The 19,510-nt window shown below is 58.5% G+C and carries 10 protein-coding genes, 1 tRNA gene and 2 pseudogenes; 9 read left to right on the top strand and 4 right to left on the bottom strand.

Annotated elements, in window-relative coordinates:
- The first annotated feature begins 69 nt into the window (after positions 1 to 69).
- The 3 genes from RBH77_RS19760 to RBH77_RS19750 all read left to right on the top strand — a co-directional run bounded on the left by RBH77_RS19760 (position 70) and on the right by RBH77_RS19750 (position 8,188).
- Positions 70 to 2,517: an FkbM family methyltransferase gene (locus tag RBH77_RS19760; protein ID WP_311029270.1), complete on the top strand. Its 2,448-nt coding sequence runs from the start codon at positions 70 to 72 to the stop codon at positions 2,515 to 2,517.
- 14 nt (positions 2,518 to 2,531) lie between these two features.
- Positions 2,532 to 2,942: a DUF6165 family protein gene (locus RBH77_RS19755; RefSeq protein ID WP_311029269.1), complete on the top strand. Its 411-nt coding sequence runs from the start codon at positions 2,532 to 2,534 to the stop codon at positions 2,940 to 2,942.
- A gap of 95 nt (positions 2,943 to 3,037) precedes the next feature.
- Positions 3,038 to 8,188: a glycosyltransferase gene (locus RBH77_RS19750; RefSeq protein WP_311029268.1), complete on the top strand. Its 5,151-nt coding sequence runs from the start codon at positions 3,038 to 3,040 to the stop codon at positions 8,186 to 8,188.
- Positions 8,189 to 8,348: 160 nt separating this feature from the next.
- On the opposite strand, the pseudogene RBH77_RS19745 reads toward RBH77_RS19750, so the two are convergent.
- Positions 8,349 to 8,827, bottom strand: a pseudogene (locus RBH77_RS19745) (transposase); the annotation flags it as partial.
- Between the two features lie 260 nt (positions 8,828 to 9,087).
- Here RBH77_RS19745 and RBH77_RS19740 point away from each other — a divergent pair.
- The 4 genes and pseudogenes from RBH77_RS19740 to RBH77_RS19725 form a co-directional block, all read left to right on the top strand.
- Complete coding sequence (locus RBH77_RS19740; RefSeq protein ID WP_311029267.1) at positions 9,088 to 11,550, top strand: glycosyltransferase family 4 protein; 2,463 nt, start codon at positions 9,088 to 9,090, stop codon at positions 11,548 to 11,550.
- Between the two features lie 84 nt (positions 11,551 to 11,634).
- A complete protein-coding gene (locus tag RBH77_RS19735) occupies positions 11,635 to 12,768 on the top strand; it encodes a glycosyltransferase family 4 protein (protein WP_311029266.1) in 1,134 nt (377 codons plus the stop codon).
- A complete protein-coding gene (locus tag RBH77_RS19730) occupies positions 12,765 to 13,883 on the top strand; it encodes a glycosyltransferase (protein ID WP_311029265.1) in 1,119 nt (372 codons plus the stop codon). The genes RBH77_RS19735 and RBH77_RS19730 overlap by 4 nt, the downstream gene beginning before the upstream one ends.
- 319 nt (positions 13,884 to 14,202) lie before the next feature.
- A pseudogene (locus RBH77_RS19725) lies at positions 14,203 to 14,343 on the top strand (IS481 family transposase); the annotation flags it as partial.
- Positions 14,344 to 14,887: 544 nt separating this feature from the next.
- Here RBH77_RS19725 and RBH77_RS19720 read toward each other — a convergent pair.
- Positions 14,888 to 14,962: transfer RNA gene (locus tag RBH77_RS19720), tRNA-Gln, on the bottom strand.
- A gap of 196 nt (positions 14,963 to 15,158) precedes the next feature.
- Here RBH77_RS19720 and RBH77_RS24085 point away from each other — a divergent pair.
- Together RBH77_RS24085 and RBH77_RS19710 are read left to right on the top strand one after the other, a co-directional pair.
- Positions 15,159 to 15,410 (top strand): transposase, encoded by a 252-nt coding sequence (locus RBH77_RS24085; protein ID WP_442920458.1) that lies wholly within the window; start codon positions 15,159 to 15,161, stop codon positions 15,408 to 15,410.
- Between the two features lie 159 nt (positions 15,411 to 15,569).
- On the top strand, positions 15,570 to 16,925 hold the full coding sequence (locus tag RBH77_RS19710) for a mannose-1-phosphate guanylyltransferase/mannose-6-phosphate isomerase (protein ID WP_311029264.1): 1,356 nt from the start codon (positions 15,570 to 15,572) through the stop codon (positions 16,923 to 16,925).
- A gap of 1 nt (position 16,926) precedes the next feature.
- Here the strand turns inward: RBH77_RS19710 and RBH77_RS19705 are convergent, their stop codons facing one another.
- Positions 16,927 to 18,354 (bottom strand): phosphomannomutase, encoded by a 1,428-nt coding sequence (locus tag RBH77_RS19705; protein WP_311029263.1) that lies wholly within the window; start codon positions 18,352 to 18,354, stop codon positions 16,927 to 16,929.
- 108 nt (positions 18,355 to 18,462) lie between these two features.
- Complete coding sequence (galE, locus tag RBH77_RS19700) at positions 18,463 to 19,455, bottom strand: UDP-glucose 4-epimerase GalE (RefSeq protein WP_311029262.1); 993 nt, start codon at positions 19,453 to 19,455, stop codon at positions 18,463 to 18,465.
- Positions 19,456 to 19,510 lie beyond the last annotated feature (55 nt).

Below are 19,510 nucleotides of genomic sequence, written 5' to 3'. Positions count from 1 at the left end.
GGTAGAGAGTTACACGCGACGGTATCTTCTGTGACTTTTATTTCGTACGCTCAAAACTTTGAAGATGTTATGCTCTGGCGGGCTTTGAAGCACATTCCGCACGGGTTTTGGATTGACGTGGGCGCGGCGCACCCAGACGAATACTCTATCACGCGGGCCTTTAGCGACCGTGGTTGGCGTGGGATTAATATCGAGGCCAATCCACCCTATGTAGCTCGCATCGCGGGAGCACGCCCCCGGGACGTAACTTTGGGCGTCGCTGCCGGCGCCGACACAGGGAGCACACGTTTCTTTGAAGTGGTCGGCACCGGCATGTCGACTATGGATCGAGACATTGCCGAGCAGCATCGATTGGCCGGATTCGAAGTCCGAGAGCACGAGGTTCCGTTACGGACATTGGCCTCGATCTGCACCGAGCACGCTCCAGCAGATATTCATTTCTTGAAAATAGACGTCGAAGGAGCTGAGCGCGACGTTCTGGCCGGGGCTGACTTTACGAACCATCGGCCTTGGATCGTCTTGGTTGAGGCGACGAAGCCGAATTCGCAAGAGCAAAACCATTTGGTGTGGGAGTCATTGCTGTTAGTTGCGAACTATCGGTTCGCGTGGTTCGATGGCTTGAATCGCTTCTACATTGCCGCAGAGTCCTGGAATGATTTGTCGCCTGCGTTCGAGACGCCGCCAAACGTGTTCGATGACTTTGTTCGCGCGACTGACACCGAGCATCTCAACAGGATCGTCGGTGCTGAGAAGCGAGCCGGGCAGGCCGAAGAGCGGGCGGGGCAGGCGGTGGCGCATATCGCGCTGGCTGACGCGCGTGTTGCCAAGGTAGCGGCTCGAGCGGCGCGAGCGGAAGCGCGTGCGGGGCAGGCGGTGGCGGAGGCTGACGCGCGCGCGGGAGAGGCGGAAACACGTATGGCGCGGGCGGAAGCGCATGCGGCAGAGGCAGAGGCTCGCATTGCGCAGTCAGAAGCGCGCGTGGCAAAGGCCGAGGCTCGCATGGCGCAGTCAGAAGCGCGCGTGGCAGAGGCGGAGACACGTACGGCGCAGGCGGAAGCGCGTGCAACTGCACATGCGGCTGAGATGAAAGCGCAATTGTCTCAATTGCGCGCCAGCACTTCCTGGCGAGTGACGGGTCCAATCCGTGCCGTTCGCGAACTCATGCGTGGTCGAGTGGGGCTCGCCTTGCAAGAGATAGGCATGGCACAGTCCACGGTGCAGCGCCTGAAGGGCATCATGTGTGAGGTCAATCGTACCCCCAAGAGAGCTGGGCGGACCGCCCTCAACTTTATCGCTCGTGCAACTTCCCCAATGGCAGCTCCGATGACGGAGCAGGATGTGGCCACGATTGCTTCTGGCCGCCCCTCAGCGTCGCTAAGCGGGCATCGCAGGGTCGGATGGATAACGACATGGAACGTCAAATGTGGCATTGCCGCCGCGGCGGCACATCTCATCGATGGCTTGCCGCAGGAGGATGTGGTTGTCTATGCCGCCCATCAGGAGCCTCGCATCCGGCCTGATGCACAAAACTGCCGTAGGATCTGGTGGCCGGGCAAGGGTGTGAATGGCCTCGCGGCCATACTCGTGAATCTAGAGCAGGATGAGGTCGGTGCGCTGGTCATCCATTTCAATTATGGCTTCTACAATCACGCCGAGCTTGATGCCTTCATCGAAGAGGCAGTCGCCCGTGGTATTGTAGTCATCATGGAGCTGCACTCCACGGTTGACCCTTCAAAAAAAGATCCAGACTTTCAACTAGCTGGCCTAATCTCCGGCCTCAGGAAGTGCCACCGCCTGCTGGCGCACAGTCAAGCCGACATAAACAGACTAAAGGCGCTGGGCTTGGTAGACAATGTGACGCTCTTTCCGCTCGGCATTATTTCCGGAGCGGATCGCCCAGTCGCGGCGCGACAGAACCGACACAGCGCGCTTATTGCTTCATTCGGGTTCTGCCTGCCCGGGAAGGGGCTTCCCGAACTTGTGGAGGCCATGGGAATTTTACTTGGCCAAAGGGTTTCCGTGCGCCTTCTGATGCTAAATGCGCAGTATCCTGCCGATGTCTCGGAAGCTGAGGTGGAAAAGGTAAGAGGAACGATCCGCCAACTCGAATTGGAGGGCCAAATCGAGTTCCGAACAGACTATCTTCCGGACGAAGAATGCTTGCTTTTATTGCAAGAGGCGGATCTGATCGTGAATTCCTATCAGGCGACAGGCGAGGCGGCGAGTGCCGCGGCACGGTTCAGTCTGGCGTCAGGCAGCCCCGTTCTGGTCACTCCGATTCCCATCTTCGATGATCTTGGAGATGCCGTTTTTCGTATGCCGGGTGTCTCGCCGGCCGAGATCGCGCAAGGGATCGTGGAGACACTCCATCATCTGGAACAAGATACGTCGCAATGCCGCTCGGTGCGCGCCGCTGCCGTACAATGGCGGAATGCACACGACTTTAGGCATCAAGGGGCAATTCTCATGGGAATGATCAAGGCGCTCAGTCACGACCTTGGACACGGGCACGCTTAGAGGAGAGTTTGGTCGTGGTAGATATATTGGCTCCCATATCCGTGGGAGAACTCTTTGATAAGATCAGCATCCTAGAGATCAAGTTGAAGCGTCTGGTCGATCCAGAAAAACTTGCGCACGTCCAGCACGAGCTAAGTCTACTCCTGGGGATCGCCAGCCAATCGGGTGTTGCGGATACCGAGGGGATTGCCCCTCTCCTAGCAACGCTGAAGGGGGTTAACACCGCTATATGGGAAGGGGAAAATCAGGTTCGTGATCTCGAGCATCGAGGCGTTTTCGGGAAAGCTTTCCTTGATGCGACTCTTGCTGTCCATCGTCTCAATGACGAGCGCGCGGCCACCAAACGAGCAATCAATATCCTGACCTCATCTTCCATCGTCGAAGAGAAAAGCCATGCTCGGGTGCGGTCGAAAGTAGTGCTGTGATGACGAAAATGAGTAGAGAGTCCGGACGCCGCACTCCCCGAGGCGCTTTCATCAACACGGCCCGGGCCAACTGCAGCATTTTCGAAAGCGGCAGGATGATCTACGAATGCGTTGCGAAAGATGAAGACTATTGGCTCGACTATCTGTCGCTCGATATGTTCGACGTTGATCTTTTTGCCAAGAAGGGAAAAATTCATCGTCTGTCGGCGGATGAGGTTGATGAACCGGCCGATGGGTACGATTTTTGGGTATTTAACTGGCATTTCTTTACTATGGGCTCGATCCTACCTATCGAGGTACTGTCACGACTTGCCGGCCCAAAGTTTTGTATTGTTCTTGAACTCGACCCTCAGGACCCTCTCAAGCTCACCCCGAAAGGTTTCGACGGCTACATCGCCCTCGATCCCCATGTAGAACGGACGTCGAGAATTTTCCCATTCCCACGGCCACTTGAGCACGAGCCCCGTAAGCCCTTACCGTCCGTTACCGACCGCCCACCTGTGATAGGCTCCTTCGGTTTCGGAACGCCAGGCAAGGGTTTTGAACTCTTGGTCGAATTGGTTAACCGAGAGTTCGATCGTGCCACGGTTCGGATCAACATTCCTCCGGGCACATATACCCATTTCTATGCTATCCACGACCAGGAATATCCGAAACACATTGAAGCCATGTGTCGGAAAATCGCCAAGCCCGGTATCGACATTGTTTTCTCCTATGATTTCCTAGATACGGACGCCCTTGTCGATTGGTGTGCAGCGAACGATCTAAACTGCTTTATGTACACGAGGCAGCAGACCGGCCTCTCTGCAACAACTGATCAGGCAGTTGCTTCCGGTCGGCCCCTTCTCACTTTGGCAAATGACACGTTCCGTCACATTCACAGTGACATCCGTCCCTATCCGGAAACCGGGCTCCGAGAGGCGCTCACGAGTACAACCGAAGGCGTGGCGCGGTTGCAGCAGAACTGGTCGCGCGAAAACTTCCGACGCACCTTTCATGAGATGTTGGAGAGCTTCGGGTTACCGCTGCCTGCCTCGAATGCGGCGGCACCCCGTTCCGCGTCCCCGTTAGCGCCGATCGAGGTTCTGCACGTCCATTTTGACAAAGACGAAGGCGGTGATCTTCTCAGCTATAGCCATCGGCTGAGCAATTCGCTCGCGCGCACCGGCGACTGGCGCGTTAAAACCGTGCGAATCGCGGCACCTGTCGATCTTCCGCTGCTCCTGGCCGACACCGAACCGGACGTGATTCTGTTCTCAAAGGCCGATGAGCTAGCTCCGACTGAACTTATGGAAGCTGTGGCGGGCGTGCCAGGCGCCAAGCCGGTGATACTGACCGACGATCCTGCCAGGTGGTCAGGCGGGCCATTCACCGTGCTGGCGAGGCAGCCAATTATCCCCTTTTGCACGGTCACGTCCAGTCTTCGGAAGGGACCTCCGACAATCTGGCTTGTCGGATTCGGCGATACGCGGTCTGAGTTGGAGAACGCGGTCCTGAAGATCGCCTCGGAACTTCCGGAGGCGTCCATTCTGATCGAGGCGGTGCCGGCTCAGCAGGCCGGTCTAGCTGCTCGCTTGGATGCTCTGCGAGCGCAACTTGTTGATAAGCCCTCTCTGCAACTGACCATCCAGCCCTTGCCATCGACGGGCACGGAGTTGATCGAGGCTGTCGGCTCGACTCACCTCACGGTCATCCATCACGACCCGGCCCGCGATGCCGAAATCGAGTCCTACGCGTGTCTCGCCATGATCACCGAGAGACCTGTGGTCTTTGCACGCGCGGCTAAGCAGAACTATGCGGGGAAGGGCGTGATCTTCGAGCAGTGGACCATGCGCGAGCTGTTGAAACTAGGAAACTCCGCGCAGATCAAGCTTCTGGCTGACTATGGTGAATGGAATCTCGCCGCAAATATTCGGGCTCTATGTCCAGTATCGCGGCGGAAATCAGGGAGCACGCTGCGGATGATGCCCAAGAAGGTTCGTACAGCAGCCGAGATATTGGCGGAGTTGGACGATCAGGCCTTTATCCATACAGCCTATGAGACTGTGTTGGGGAGAGCTCCTGATCCGAGTGGCACCGCAGACAATCTGTCACGGCTCGAACGTGGCGAATTTCGGGGGGCGGTGCTTTTGAGCATTGCCCGATCGCCTGAGGCCCGGCAGCGCGGCGTGGACATCCCGGGGATACCGGGACTTGCATGGCGGATGCGACTTCTTCGGATGCCTGTGGTCCGACATATCTTCCGCCGGACCCGCCGTGGTCGCGACCATATCGCGCAGAACGCATTGCGGCGTGGTACGCGAAGCGACAGTCGTTCGGATCCGACGAAGCATCCGCCTCTGACTAACGAGGATAGGGCCCGCAATCCGGCGTCTGCTCCCGCTGCCATGCCAAGGCAAACTGTGCGGTCATCTCTCCCTCAGCAGATCGGCATTCCCCTAGAGATCGTCGCAACAACTCGCATTGAACGGACTGCAATTGATGACGTATTTTTGCTCTTAGGGGTTCACGAACAGTTTGCGGAGGGTGTCAACGAACGGCTCCGTCATCTGAGCACAGCGTGGGCAGCACGCGGTCGGGTTCGGCCGGTAGTCTGGAGCACTGTATCACGGAAACTGCATCGGACGGACATCGGCGGTGCAGCGTTGTTGGACGAGCTAACTCTGGACCCGTCCTCTGATGGAGGGTGGCTTTTGGCGTCCAAGGCCTTGTACGCCGATCCTGGGGGGACGGATCTCGTGGGCGTCGATGTTGTCATGGAGGCGCATCGCCTTGGCTTGCGTACGGCCTTCATCTTCGAGGGGGCCGATGCCTTGCACAAGCAGAATGGACATCACGCAGCCAAGGCCCATGAGGAGTACATGCAGGCGCTCCTCCTCGCCGATGTTGTGCTGCCCGTGTCGTATGATGCCGCGGATGACCTTCTGTTTGTCTTTACGCAGTATCATTTTGCTGATTGGGGGCCGGTGATCGAAACCGTCGTGCCGCCGCCAATGGAAAGCCGACCGGATGCCGCGGCCTGGTCAACCTATGTCCGGCTCATAGGAGGAATTCTCCGGCGGACGTCGGATGCGGCACGCCGCATCAAGGCCTTCTACTACTGGATCTCGCCACTCGCCTCGCCGCCCCGCCTAGCTTTCGCGCAGGCACTGGGGCGGACTCTGGCCGAGATGGGGGTCCGGCTCATTCCAGTCAGGTGGAACGCCGAGACCGGCGACATCGAGGTCGCTATGCCGGCTGGCGACGATGGGTCCATCCCATGGAGCAATTGGGTCGATCCGCTTGCCCACGACGCGCCGAAATGGGTGCTCGCTGCTGCCGACGTCACGACACCCGATCTAAACGAGGCCAGATCCTTCATGGCGACTCGCGGCCTTCGGCTAGCGGTCATCTTCGGAGACGAGAACCGTCCGACGAGCCAAGCGATCTCGGGGATCGAAAGAACGGCGTATGAAGGGTTAGCCGAGGCGGATAAGATTTTAGCGCTTTCCGTGGACAGGTACGAGAACTTGTACCGGTTCTTGCTGTCTTGGCGGGGCAAGGTTCATAGTGCCGAGAATCGCTTTAAGACTTTGCCAGAACCAACCGAAAGGCTGGGTACACAGCGTCGCATCATGCCCCGGAGAGCGGATGTCGGCGCATTGAAATGCCTTGTGTGGGTCCCGGCGGGTCGGCCTGAAATCCTGACCAGGATCCTTGATGTGGCCGACAAAGCTACGCGCCAAACAGGTACGTCACTCAGCATAATTGTCCTTGATGCTTTGACGCCGGACATGGACGATATGGTGGGCGAGGGGTCTACGGTCACTCTCGACTGGTGCGGGGGATTGGAGCGGGAGAACGCCCTAGCAGAGGCCGATTTCGTCATTCATGCGGGAAAGTTTGGTGTGAATGAGCCAGATGTGTTGGATGCGCTGTGGAAAGGGGTGCCCTGCGTGGTCTCCGGCTGCGCGGACGTTGAGCCTGAACTCGGCACAGTCAACGTCGGATTTGAGAATGGCAACAGTTTGTTCGACGCAGTGGTGCGCATAATGTCGCCAGCCTGGCGCGAAACCCTCAGCGACGAGGCGGTGTCGAGGCCTGTCCGTGGTTGGTTGGACTATGCTCGAGCGCTGTGTGAAGAATTAGCCACTGATCAGCGCAACGATGCCCGGCAGTCGCTGGGTAAGTGGAATCAACAGCCATCCGCTTCGCTCATTAAACTAGCCCAGCGGCCAAAACTCTCAATTTGTCTTAGCACTTACAATCGGGCCGGCTGGCTGACGCGCAACCTTGCGAACATATATTCGCAGATTTCGGGCGAGCGGAACGACCTGGAAGTGCTTGTCGTGGACAACGCCTCGCAGGACAACACGCCGGATGTCGTCCAAGCGTTCTTCGATCGCTCGAATTTCCGTTTCCACCGGAATGCTAAGAATGTCGGAATGCTCGGCAACCTAGCGGTAACTGCACAGCGTGCCAGGGGTGAGTACGTATGGATCATTGGCGACGACGACCTAACGCGGGCAGGCTGCATAGCCACAGTGCTGGATGTCTTGCATCGTCATCCCAGGATCGGTCTCGTCTACCTCAACTACGGTTACACATCCGAAGCGAACCCGCTTGGCATTGCCGACCTGCAGAGCTTCCTCAATGCTTATAATGTGCTGGAACCGGCCGGGCCGGATGAACTATCAACGGTGAAGGATCTCGCTGCCAAGAATGAGAATTTCTATACTGCCATCTACTCGCATATATATCGGCGTGACCATGCCATGCGGTCCTATTGTCAGGAAACGAGCGGGCGTCCCTTCTCCTCGATGCTTACTTGTATACCGACTTCGCACTACGTATTGAACTATATGCCAGATGAAGCCGCTTATTGGATTGGAGAGCCGTCGCTGGTTGTGAATTCGAACGTGTCGTGGGTGGACTATGGCACGCTGTTTGATCTCGAGCAGTTGCCGCGTGCCTGGGATCTTGCCGAGCGCAACGGGGCGGACCAAGATGCAGTGGACCGGCGCCGAGCGAATCGGCTGTGGCTCGTTGCTATGATGTGGAAAGATATCTTCGAGAATGACCGGGCCAACAATAGTCCCTATTTCAATGCTGCCCGAGTTTTGATGCGATTGAAGCATTTGCCGGAAATTGATGCCTATGTACCCGAGATGCGCCGTATCTATGCGAAAGCACACGAAGTGGGCCATCCGGCAGCCGGCATGCCGCCTTCCGAACTGTTCAGTGCTTTTCCAATTCCGTGCCCCTGAGGGTCGGAAGCGGATGATGAAGAGCCGAATTCTCGGTGCGACCTAAGAATAACGGATAGTGGGTGACGTGCTCCCCGTTTTGTCCGCGCCTATAAGTTAGCCCTGTTCACGTTGTGGTCCGCTCCCCAACGCGCCCTCGGCAGGGGCTAGAGTTTTCCGGCCGCTTGAGCAGGATATGCACGCGCCGATAGCCGAAACGCACGCGGGTCTGACAAATCTCCCTCATCCGCTGCTCCAGAGCGGCCTGGTCGGGACGACGTGACTTGTATCGGTAGGTCTTCGGGTCGAACAGGATCGCCGCACAGGCACGGCGGATCGAGATTGCCCAGTCCGATCGCATCACGTCGACCAGCGTTCTCTTCCGGCCAAGCCTCAGGTTTTTCGCCGGACAATGTCCTGCAGCATCTCCTTGTCGAGGCTGAGGTCCGCCACGATCTTCTTCAGCCGGGCGTTCTCTTGCTCCAACTCGCGCAGCCGCTTCATGTCCGACGGCATCATACCGGAATACTTCTTCTTCCAGTTGAAGTAGGTCGCTTGGCTGATCCCGGCCTTCCGGCAGATCTCCGCCACCGGCGTTCCGTCTTCGCCCTGCTTGATGATGAACGCCTTCTGCGCGTCCGAAAATTGCGATGCCTTCATCGCTTCCGCTCCTCTCCCAGCCAGGAAAATGGCGCGGAAAACTCTAAGCCGATTCGAGGGCGTTTAGCGGAGGCAGATCAGGCCTCATAGGCAGGATGGTGGCAAACAGCTTCATCGCGTGCATTTGTCGTCTTTTGTCTGTGATCTCCGTGCCGCATTCTTTCTGTGCAGCCCCTCTGCCGACCACCCGGGCCACGAATTTGACAAGCGATGGTGCACTGCAATACCAAACATCGCCTCTTGGAGAGCCGAAAAGCGGAATGATCAAGAAGAAGCGAATTTTCTGGCTGGGCATGCACAAAGTGCTCTCGCAAACCGAACTTCCCCGCCTGCGGGCCCTTGGCTACGAAGTATTCAATCCACCGTATCTGAGTACCGTCCACGATCAGTCCGCCGTCTACGATTGGGTTCCGCCGGACTCCAGCCTGCCGAAGGAGGCTCTCGATATCCTAGCGAGGACCAACTTTTTCTATGATAAGATTCCGCCGGCAGCTGCGGAGGCTCTGAATGCTTATTTCGACGCAGCGATTGTGACGATCAACCCGCTGTGGCTGACCCATCTCCTGAAAGCCTATCACGGCCGAGTCATCTATCGCACATATGGCCAGCCTTACAGTCTGTCGGATGAATTGACCAACTTGGGAGCGCTGCCGCTTATCACGGAGCGGAACGACTTCTGGTTCTCGCCACACTCCGAAAAGGTGATCGAAATAGAGGACGATTGGCTACGATCGCGCATGATGATCGTTCCCTACTGCCTTACGCGCGACGTCCTCGATCGACGAGACACATGGGATCTCGAAGCGTCGGTGCCTGAGTTGGGATTGCTCTGCCCGAGGGTTGCGGACATTCCCTACTACACCACCAACTACCACACCTTGAAGCGCTATTTTCCCGCGAAAGGTTACAGGATTTTCGGCGCGCAGAACGTGCCTGTCCGCGACGAGCAAGTGATAGGGACGGCGGAACGATCCGAGTTCATCAGTCGATTGTCCCAGATGCGCGGATTTGCGTATCACTATCTGGAGCCGACTGTTTGCTATCTCCCGCCGATAGAGTTCATGACGCTTGGCGGTCCCGTGTTGTTCCAAAAAGGCTCTTTGCTTTGCCGGTATTTCTCGGCCGGGGCACCCGGCAGGGCCGACAGCATTGATGACCTGGTGAAGCAGTCGGAACGACTGAGGAAAGGCGACCGCGCTTTCTCGCGCGAACTCATCGAAAGCCAAGCCGAGGTTCGGAAACTGTACCAGCCAGAACATGTGTGGCCGATATTCGACGAGGCCATAACAAGAGCGCTTGGCGAAGCGGGGACGAACCGAGCGCCTCAGTTGATTTATTCGCCAACAGTTAAAATAGAGGCACCGACCGCCGAAACCGTTCTTGTAGCCTTCCACGGTTTTGGGCCGCTCGTGGTCCGCCAAAACGGCGAATACCATTGTGCGGAGGGAATCGCGCGGGTTATCCGTCAAATCGTTCGCGCGCTAGCTGATGTTGGCTTCAAGATCGTCGTCACGAGCCGGAGCGAGGACATTGGTCGAATTCACGGTTTCCTCAAGTCTGCCGCTGGATCCGATCTGAAGATCATGGTGATCGAGCAAGAGGCTCTTGGCGGCGGGAACGCGATAGGCCGCCTTCGCCAGATTGCATCGATGCGGCCATTTTCCGCCAATATAGACCACCTCAGGACACTGTACCACGCACGTGATTTTAAGAGAATGCCGCGCGCGCTTGCATCAATAGCGGCCGTTGCGACTTTCAAGGCCCTGCGCAAAGTGGAGCAAGCGCTGAACAATATTAGGCGTGCGAACTGCGCTATGCCACGTGCCGCATATGTTGATCTGATAAACGCAGACGCGAATATCGACCACGTGCTGATCTCGCACTATCATATGTTTCCCGAGCTTGCCCATCTGGAGGGCAAGAACGTCGTTCTGTATCTCCCTGACTACATGCCTCATTTTTATCAAGGCTCGGCCGAGATGGGCGCCTCGCGCCAATTTGCCATTGTTGGCAAAAAAATGGTCGCCAAGGCGAGTCGCATTCTGACGAACTCCGCGTTCACGGCGTCTTATCTACCGAAGACCACGCTTGCTCCCCGACCAGAATGTATCGTCCACGTCCCCCTGCCGTTTCTGAATGACAGCTCGCCCAGCGCAGAATCCTCTGACCGGCTTGGGACACTGCCGAAGTACTACGCATTTTATCCTACAAGGGACAGGCCCTCAAAACGTCTCACCGATTTCGCAAGGACAGTAGCGATCGTGAACGGGAGACTGAATGCGGCTGGAAGCGAGGATCGACTCGTTGGACTTTTGACCACCCCGCTATCTGGCAGGTCGGCGGCCGGGCCGGAGGAGCATCTGGTTTCGCTGCCGGAGCTCACAGACGCGGAACTCGGATATCTGTACGAGAATGCGCTATGTTTGCTGTTCACATCTGAAATGGAAGGGAACTTCCCGACACAGATAACCGAGGCGCTCCATCTGGGCGTGCCAGTGGTGGCGACGAATATCCCGCTCATTACATTGGAACTCGCAGAGGCATCTGCTTGCTTGGATCTGGTCGATGTCGGCGACTGCGAGGGGTTCGCGGACCGGGTGATGTCGATCTTTGAAGATCGTGCCGCGGTAGTGCTACGGCAGAAAGACGCCAAGGAAACTGCGTCCCGGAAATTTTCTTATGATAACTTCAAATACGGATTGTCTGAGTTATTCAGGCGGTAGCCAAATTTCCTCTCGCGAACGACCACCGTTGACATGTCCAACTAACTATAGTCCATCGGTCCCTCTAAGAAAGACGGAATCCCAGTGACGCGGTTGAAGATCGGGATCGATGGCAGGAATCTGGCATCGGCCACCGACGGTATCGGCCGATTCGTTCACAATTCGATCAAGGCTCTGGCGGCGCTTGGCGCCGATGTGGCGGTTTACGCGCCGGGAGCGGTCAGCGTGAGCTACGACATTCCGCGTGGCGTTTCCGTGCAGCTTGCCGGCTTCAAGGGGCCGGTCGCCCGAACGTATTGGGGTCAAGTCGTGCTGCCCTCCCTGGCTCGGCGCGATCATGTCGACGTGTTCTGGGGTCCGTCGCATCGCCTGCCTCTCGTTCTGGACAGCCGGATCGCACGGGCGGTCACGATTCACGATCTCGTCTGGATGCATGCGCCGGAGACCATGCGTGCTCGTACCTTGATCGGCGAGCGCCTGCTGATGAAACCGGCCTTGAGGACCGCTGATGTCGTGGTCGCGGATTCGACGTCCACAGCGGCCGCGTTGACGCGCGAATTCCCGTGGCTGAAGTCGCCGGTTAGGACGGTAGCCCCCGGCACTGCCGCGCTGCCGGCTCCGGCCGATGTTTCGAGCCTCGAGCCGCTCGGCATAACAAAACCCTACGCGCTTTTCGTCGGCACGCTCGAGCCCCGCAAGAACCTCGGCAATCTGATCAAAGCCTATGGTCTGCTGCCGGCCGGTATCCGCGTCGGCTGCGACCTTGTCATCGTCGGCGGCAAGGGATGGAAACAGACGCGCCTGGCCGACCAGGTGCGCAGCGGCGGGCTCGAGACCAGCATCAAGTTCACCGGCTTCGTTGATGATCGCGTGCTCGCCACGCTTTATGCGAATTGTGTGTTTTTGGCTATGCCGTCGATTTATGAAGGCTTCGGCTTCCCGATCGTCGAGGCCCAGTCATTCGGCAGACCGGTGCTGACGTCGAATACGTCGTCGATGCCTGAAGTCGCCGGAGACAATGCCGTCCTCGTCGACCCGAACGATCCCGCGGCGATTGCCGTGTCATTCGGTCGCCTTTGTACCGACGCGGAATTCCGAAACAAAATCGCCGCCGGTGCGCGCAAGAATGCCGGACGATTTACCTGGGAGAATCACGCCAAAGGGATGTTGCGGATATTTGAGCCGGCCATCCGGCAAAGACGAAGGACCGAGCTTTGAAAGTCCTGCATTTCTTCAAGACATATTGGCCGGATACGTTCGGCGGGGTAGAGCGGACGATCCATGCCATCGCTCAAAGCACGGCTGCTCATGGCGTCGAAACCGAAGTCCTGTCACTGAGCCGTGCTCCGGACAAAAATACAAAACGCCTCGACGGCCACATGGCCCGCAAAGCCAAGCTGGATTTCGAGCTGGCGTCGACCGGGTTCTCGCGCGAGGTCTTCCGCAAGTTCGGCGCGCTGGCCAAACAGGCCGACCTGGTCCATTACCATTTTCCATGGCCGATCATGGATATGGTGCATTTCCAATCTCACCACGGCAAGCCGGCCCTCCTCACCTATCATTCCGACATCGTCAAACAGAGGCTCGTCTTGCCGTTCTACCGGCCTTTGATGATGCGCTTCCTAGCAGACGTCGACGCGATCGTAGCGACATCACCGAACTACCTGGAATCAAGCTCTGTTCTCAGGGCTTTCAAGGCCAAATCGCAGGTCATTCCCATCGGTATCGACGAGGGCGCCTATCCCTCACCAAGCGAGGCCGATAACGGCTGGTGTGGCTCGGTGGTTCCCAAGCCGTTCGTGCTGTTTGTCGGTGTGCTGCGCTACTACAAGGGGCTGAATGTTTTGATCCGGGCCGCTTCTCAGGCGCGGTGCAAGATCGTGATAGCAGGGTCCGGGCCCGTCGAGCGCGAACTCAAACAACAGGCCGAAGCACTGCGCTGCGACAACGTGCTATTTGTTGGCGAGGTGGCGGAGCCGCGCAAGATGGCGCTGCTACGCAATTGTCACGGCTTGGTTTTTCCTTCGAACCAAAGGTCGGAGGCCTACGGGCTTTCGCTGGTCGAGGCGGCGATGTGCGGCAAGCCAATGATTTCTTGCGAAATCGGAACGGGCACAAGCTATGTCAATAGAGCCGGCCAGACCGGGCTCGTGGTTCCGCCATCGAATCCGGCAAAACTTGCCGAAGCGATCAACCGGCTGATTGACTCCCCGGTTGAGGCGGTGAGCTGGGGCCGAGCCGCGCGCGACCGGTATCTCCGCCTATTCACCGCTGAAAGAATGGGGAGATCCTATGCTGAACTCTACCGGCAACTTGAGGGTCGCAATCACTGAGCGATAAGGGCACAGCACGGCCTGCCCCGCTCCGAAGAGGAGACAGCCAATTCGTGTAACTCCCGCCGATACGGTCGTGACGATTGAAGGACCGAGCCTCCCAAAAACCCCTTAAGTGATCTCCTTCACTCCCTGCTGATGCGGCAACTGGACGGCGGGTCAGGTATTTGCAATCTGAAGTGGCGGTCGACAATAGTTAGTCGGGGGCCGTTCTGATAGTATCTACGCGCCTTGAGTCCGGTATTAGCCGATTGTAGATATGTCGGTACTCGCGGGACATTTCTAATAAGCTCCCAATTCTGCGGCAAAGGAGGTGTTCATGAGCAAGGATCAATGCGAGATCACATGCAAGCTTCGTATTCTTCAGCACGCTGAAGAGACTGGGCACGTCGCGAAGACGTGTCGATATTTTGGTGTCGGCCGCAGCAGTTTTTATCGGCGGCGCGACGCCTATGCTGAATGCCGTCGCAAGTATGTTCGCGAGGAAGTGCTTGATCAGGCCTTCGCCAATTTGCTCGACCAGTTACATTTCAATGAAGTGGCAGCCCTTAAAGCCAGCCATGCCGATGAACGCCGGGAGCACGAACAGGCAATTCACCGGTCTCAAGTCGAGTACAAGCGATCGGAGGATCGCCTGCACGCCATGTATCTCGATAAGCTTGATGGCCGCATCGACAACGCCTTCCACGATCGAATGTCGGCACAGTGGCGAACCGAGCAAACGCGGCCGCTTCGCGAGATCGAGCGCATGGTAGCGCTGAGGAATCATATATGGGCGATGGCATCCGCCTTTTGGAACTGGCGCGAAATGCCAGCCGGCTGTTTGTAAAACAGCCCTCTCACGAGAAAAAGGGACTGCTAAATCTGATGCTGTCGAATTGCAAATGGGACCAAGGGTGGTTCGCCCCGCTTTCAGGCAGCCGTTTGATTTACTTTCGGAAACAATCGTATCGGCAACGGCGACAGACGCCAAGAATACGAAGCTATCGCCAGAGCATACAGTTTGGCTGGGGCGCCTGGATTCGAACCAGGGAATGACGGTACCAAAAACCGTTGCCTTACCGCTTGGCTACGCCCCATAAGAAAACTTTCGACGACCCCCGGCTTATACGCAGCCGATAAATAGAGTGCAACGTGCCATTGGCCTATCCGCTGACGCTCTCCATGAGCCCCAACTCTGAAATGGATATGTGAAGGTACTGCGTTTTGAGCTGAAAAGTGCAGCATGACGCATTATGCCGGACTGGATTGACGTGCCTCCCCGGCGTTGGGAGAATGGAGGGTTCCGTGAAGAGATCGAAGTTTTCGGAGGCCGAGATCGCCTTCATTCTGCGTCGGGCGGAGGAAGGAACGCCAGTCGCGAAGGTATGCCACAAGGCCGGCATCTCGGACGCGACGCTTTATATCTATGGACGGCTCTCCCGGTGCAAGCGATTTGAGCAGGTTCCCGGCGGACTTGGGTGCCAACATCTATCCGGCGTCGCCAGGGATGCTGGCGCGCCCAAATGGGTAATCCGCGCGACGTGAGCCTCGATAACTGGGCGGCTTCGAAGAACCATTATAAAAGCTAGGTTCTATTGAAGCGTTACGATCCACCCATGCAATAGAGCGATGGCTACGAAGGGATGCTGATCAATGTTGCTACCGATTGTTTTGGCGGGCGGCTCTGGCACCCGGTTGTGGCCCTTGTCGCGAGAACTTTATCCGAAGCAGTTCCACGTGTTGGCTGGCAGCCACACGATGCTGCAGGAGACCGTAATGCGGCTTCGGGGGCTCGACTGCGAAAGCCCGCTGGTAATCTGCAATGAGGAGCACCGGTTCATCGCGGCCGAACAGCTTCGCCAGATAGGCGAGGATGGCGCCACAATCCTGCTCGAGCCTGTCGGGCGCAACACGGCGCCTGCGATTGCGCTGGCGTCGCTCTATGCGTCGCGCTCGGGAGAGGACCCGTTGCTTCTTGTCCTGGCGGCGGATCTCCTGATCCGGCAGGAGGATCGGTTCCACGAGAGTGTCGGAAAGGCTATTTCGCTCGCCGAAGGGGGCAAGCTGGTCGCATTCGGTATCGTGCCCGACCGGCCGGAAACGGGCTATAGCTACATCCGGCGTGGCGCCTCCCTCGGCAAGGACGGCTTCGTCATCGAAAAATTCGAGGAGAAGCCGGATCGTAAAACGGCGGTGGCTTACGTCAAGGATGGCGGCTGCTATTGGAACAGCGGCATGTTCCTGTTCCGCGCGAGCGTCTATCTGAACGAGTTGAAACGGTTTCAGCCTGCGGTTCTGGAAGCCTGCGAACCGGCGATCGGCGCGATCGAGCAGGATATGGACTTCGTACGGATCGATGCCGGCAAGTTCAGGACCAGCCCGGCGATATCGATCGACTATGCGGTCATGGAGAAGACCGGGGCGGCGGCAATGGTCCCCCTTGACGCGGGTTGGAACGATATCGGCTCGTGGTCAGCGCTATGGGACATCCAGGAAAGAGATGGCGAAGGCAATGCGCTTGCAGGCGATGTCCTGGCCCTCGACAGCAAGAACACTCTGGTGCGCGCTGAGAGCCGCCTAGTCGCCACGGTCGGCGTGGAGAATATGGTGATCGTCGAAACCAAGGACGCGGTTCTGGTTGCGCATAAGGACCATGCCCAGAACGTGAAGGGTGTCGTCGACCGTATCCGCAAGCTCGACCGGCAGGAACATATCAACCATCGCGAGGTCTATCGTCCGTGGGGGCATTACGACTCGATCGACTTCGGCGAGCGCGATCAGGTGAAGCGCATCACGGTGAAGCCGGGCGCCAAGCTTTCAATCCAGATGCACCATCATCGAGCCGAACACTGGGTCGTGGTGCGCGGTACGGCCAAGGTGCAAAAGGGAAATGAGACGATCATGCTGAGCGAGAATCAGTCGACCTATATTCCGCTCGGGGAGGTCCACGCCCTTGAGAACCCAGGAAAGATCCCGCTGGAACTGATCGAGGTCCAATCAGGATCGTATCTTGGCGAGGATGATATCGTCCGCTTCGACGACCGTTACGGGCGCAAATAGCCTATCCGCGGAAACTGCGGACGAGACCGAGCGCCTCGGTGATGAGTGCGTTGGCGCGGGCAAAGGTCGCCGCCTCCGTGTAGCAGCGCATTTCCGGCGCATTGCCCGACGGCCGCAGGTGAACGATCTCGCCGGACGAAAACGTCGCCCGCAGCCCATCGGTGCGATCGACCGAGACGGCGTCGCCGAGTGGCGAGAGGAATTGCTTTAGGGAATCGTTCTTCGCGGCCAGATGCGCCATCAGCGCCTGCGATCGCTCCACCGGGAAATTCTCCAGCCGGTCGCTGGCTGAGATCGGCAATGCCCAGCGTTCCGTCAGAGCGGACAAGGCGATCTTCTCCCGTCGCGCCGATTGCAGTACGGCGAGAATGGGGAGAAGCGCGTCGCGCGTCGGCAGTGCCGTTCCTCTCATGCCGGCGTGGTCGAAGGAGGAACCGAGGAGGAAACCGCCATTGGCCTCGAAGCCGACGACGGTCTTGCCGTTACCCGCCGCCGTCTGCTCCCCGACCCTCTGCATCGCTTCGATCACGAAGGGCGATCCGACCTTCGTGCGCAGAACCTCGAAGCCGAGGTCGGCCTTGATGCCGGAGTTGGAGGTGACCGGCGTGACGACGATGTCCGCACCGACCATCCTTGCCGTCACCAGCCCGATCATGTCGCCACGCAACTGCGCGCCGGTTTCATCGGCGATCAGCGGCCGGTCGCCGTCGCCGTCGGTGGAGACAATGGCGTCCAGCCGGTGCTCTTGCGTCCAGGCGGCGAAGGTGTCGATCGTTTCCGGCGGAACCGCTTCCGTATCGACCGCGACGAAATGCGAAGTGCGTTCCAGCGGTACGGTCTCCGCGCCGATGGAAGTCAGGAGTTCGGTCAGGAAGTCCCGCGCTACCGAACTGTGTTGGTAGACGCCGATGTTCATGCCTGACAGGGCCCCTTCGGCCGCCATCGCCCTGCCTCGGTCACGGTACCATGCCAGGGCCTCGATCTCACGTCGGACGACCGAGACGGGAGTAACGGAAGGTTGCTTGTCGGGCTCGGCCGCCTGGACGATGGCTGTCATAGCAGCCTCGTCCGACTTGTCGATTTCGGCGCCCGGAAGAAAGAACTTGATGCCGTTACGGTCGGCCGGGATATGGGAGCCGGTCACCATCAAGGCGGCCGCCTTGTTGGACCAGGCGAAGCCGGCAAGCGCGGGTGTCGGCAATTCGCCGCAATCGACGATGGTCAGCCCCGTCGCGGACAGAACGTCCGCGCAGATGGCGGAGATCGCGGGGCTGCTTTCGCGGAGATCGCGGCCGATGAAGAGTTGGTCGCCCGGTTGGGCCGCGCCTGTCTCGAACAGACGTCGGGCAAAGGCTCTTGCGTAGGCCGACGTCTGTGGGCCTAAAAGGTCGGTTGCCAGTCCGCGCAGACCGCTTGTCCCGAACTTCATGCGGATTCCTTGCTTATCGAGACCGGCAGAGTAACAAACTTCTCTTGTCGTACGTATGGCGGAAGAAGACGAAAGCCCTAGGCTTTCCGGATGAGATAGCGGCCTGCCTCAGATCGAATTCCTGCGCGAAAGCGCATCTTCCCACCGTAGGGCGTCGCGAACGATCAGATCGAGTTCGTTGCGGGCAGGCACCCAGCCCAGTTCGCGCTGTGCCAGTTCCGAATTGGCCACGATGGAGGGAGGATCGCCCGGCCTCCGCCCGGCCATTTCGACATTCAGATCCCGACCATGGACCCGGCGAACGCTGTCGACGACCTCCAGTACCGAATAGCCGTGGCCGTAGCCGCAATTCGCCACCATGCTGGCGCCGCCTCCGCGAAGGCGCTCGAGTGCGAGCCGATGGGCCGCGGCGAGGTCGCTGACATGGATGTAGTCGCGTACGCAGGTGCCGTCAGGCGTCGGATAGTCCGTGCCGAAGATCTCAAGCTTGGCCCGCTTTCCAAGTGCTGCCTCGCAAGCGACCTTGATGAGGTGTGTCGCTCCCTTCGTCGATTGGCCGGTGCGCCCCTTGGGATCGGCGCCGGCAACGTTGAAGTAGCGAAGCGCGGTGTAGCGGAAATCCGGAAAGGCCGTGGCGGCATCACGCAGCATCCACTCCGTCATCAGCTTCGATCGACCGTATGGGGATTCAGGCGCGAGGCCCGCTTCCTCGCGCACGGGCTCGAGCCCCGCCGCCCCATAAACGGCGGCGGTGGAGGAAAAGATGAAATGCCGCACACCGAGGCGGATTGCCGTTTCGATCAGTGTCCGGCTCTTGCAGGTGTTGTTCTCGTAATAGCCGAGCGGGTCGGCGACGGATTCAGGGACGACGATCGAGCCGGCGAAATGGATGACGGAATCCACTTCATGCTCGCGGATGACCGATTCGAGGAGCGCACGATCTGCGATGTCGCCGACGACGAGATGCGCCTCGGGAGCGACGGCCCAGTCGAAGCCGGTCGAGAGTCGGTCGATCACCACGACCTTCTCGCCGGCGTCGCACAGTTCCCATACCATATGGCTGCCGATATATCCGGCGCCGCCCGTTACGAGCACGCTCATGGGTGACCCCTCATTCCGTCTCTCGTCGCGCTGTTTGCTTGAGATTTGGGGGGAA

It is taken from the genome of Mesorhizobium koreense, assembly GCF_031656215.1.
Taxonomy (GTDB): Bacteria; Pseudomonadota; Alphaproteobacteria; order Rhizobiales; family Rhizobiaceae; genus Mesorhizobium_L; species Mesorhizobium_L koreense.
The sequence above is the reverse complement of the archived record's forward strand: the minus strand, read 5'-3'. Positions and strand labels throughout refer to the sequence as shown.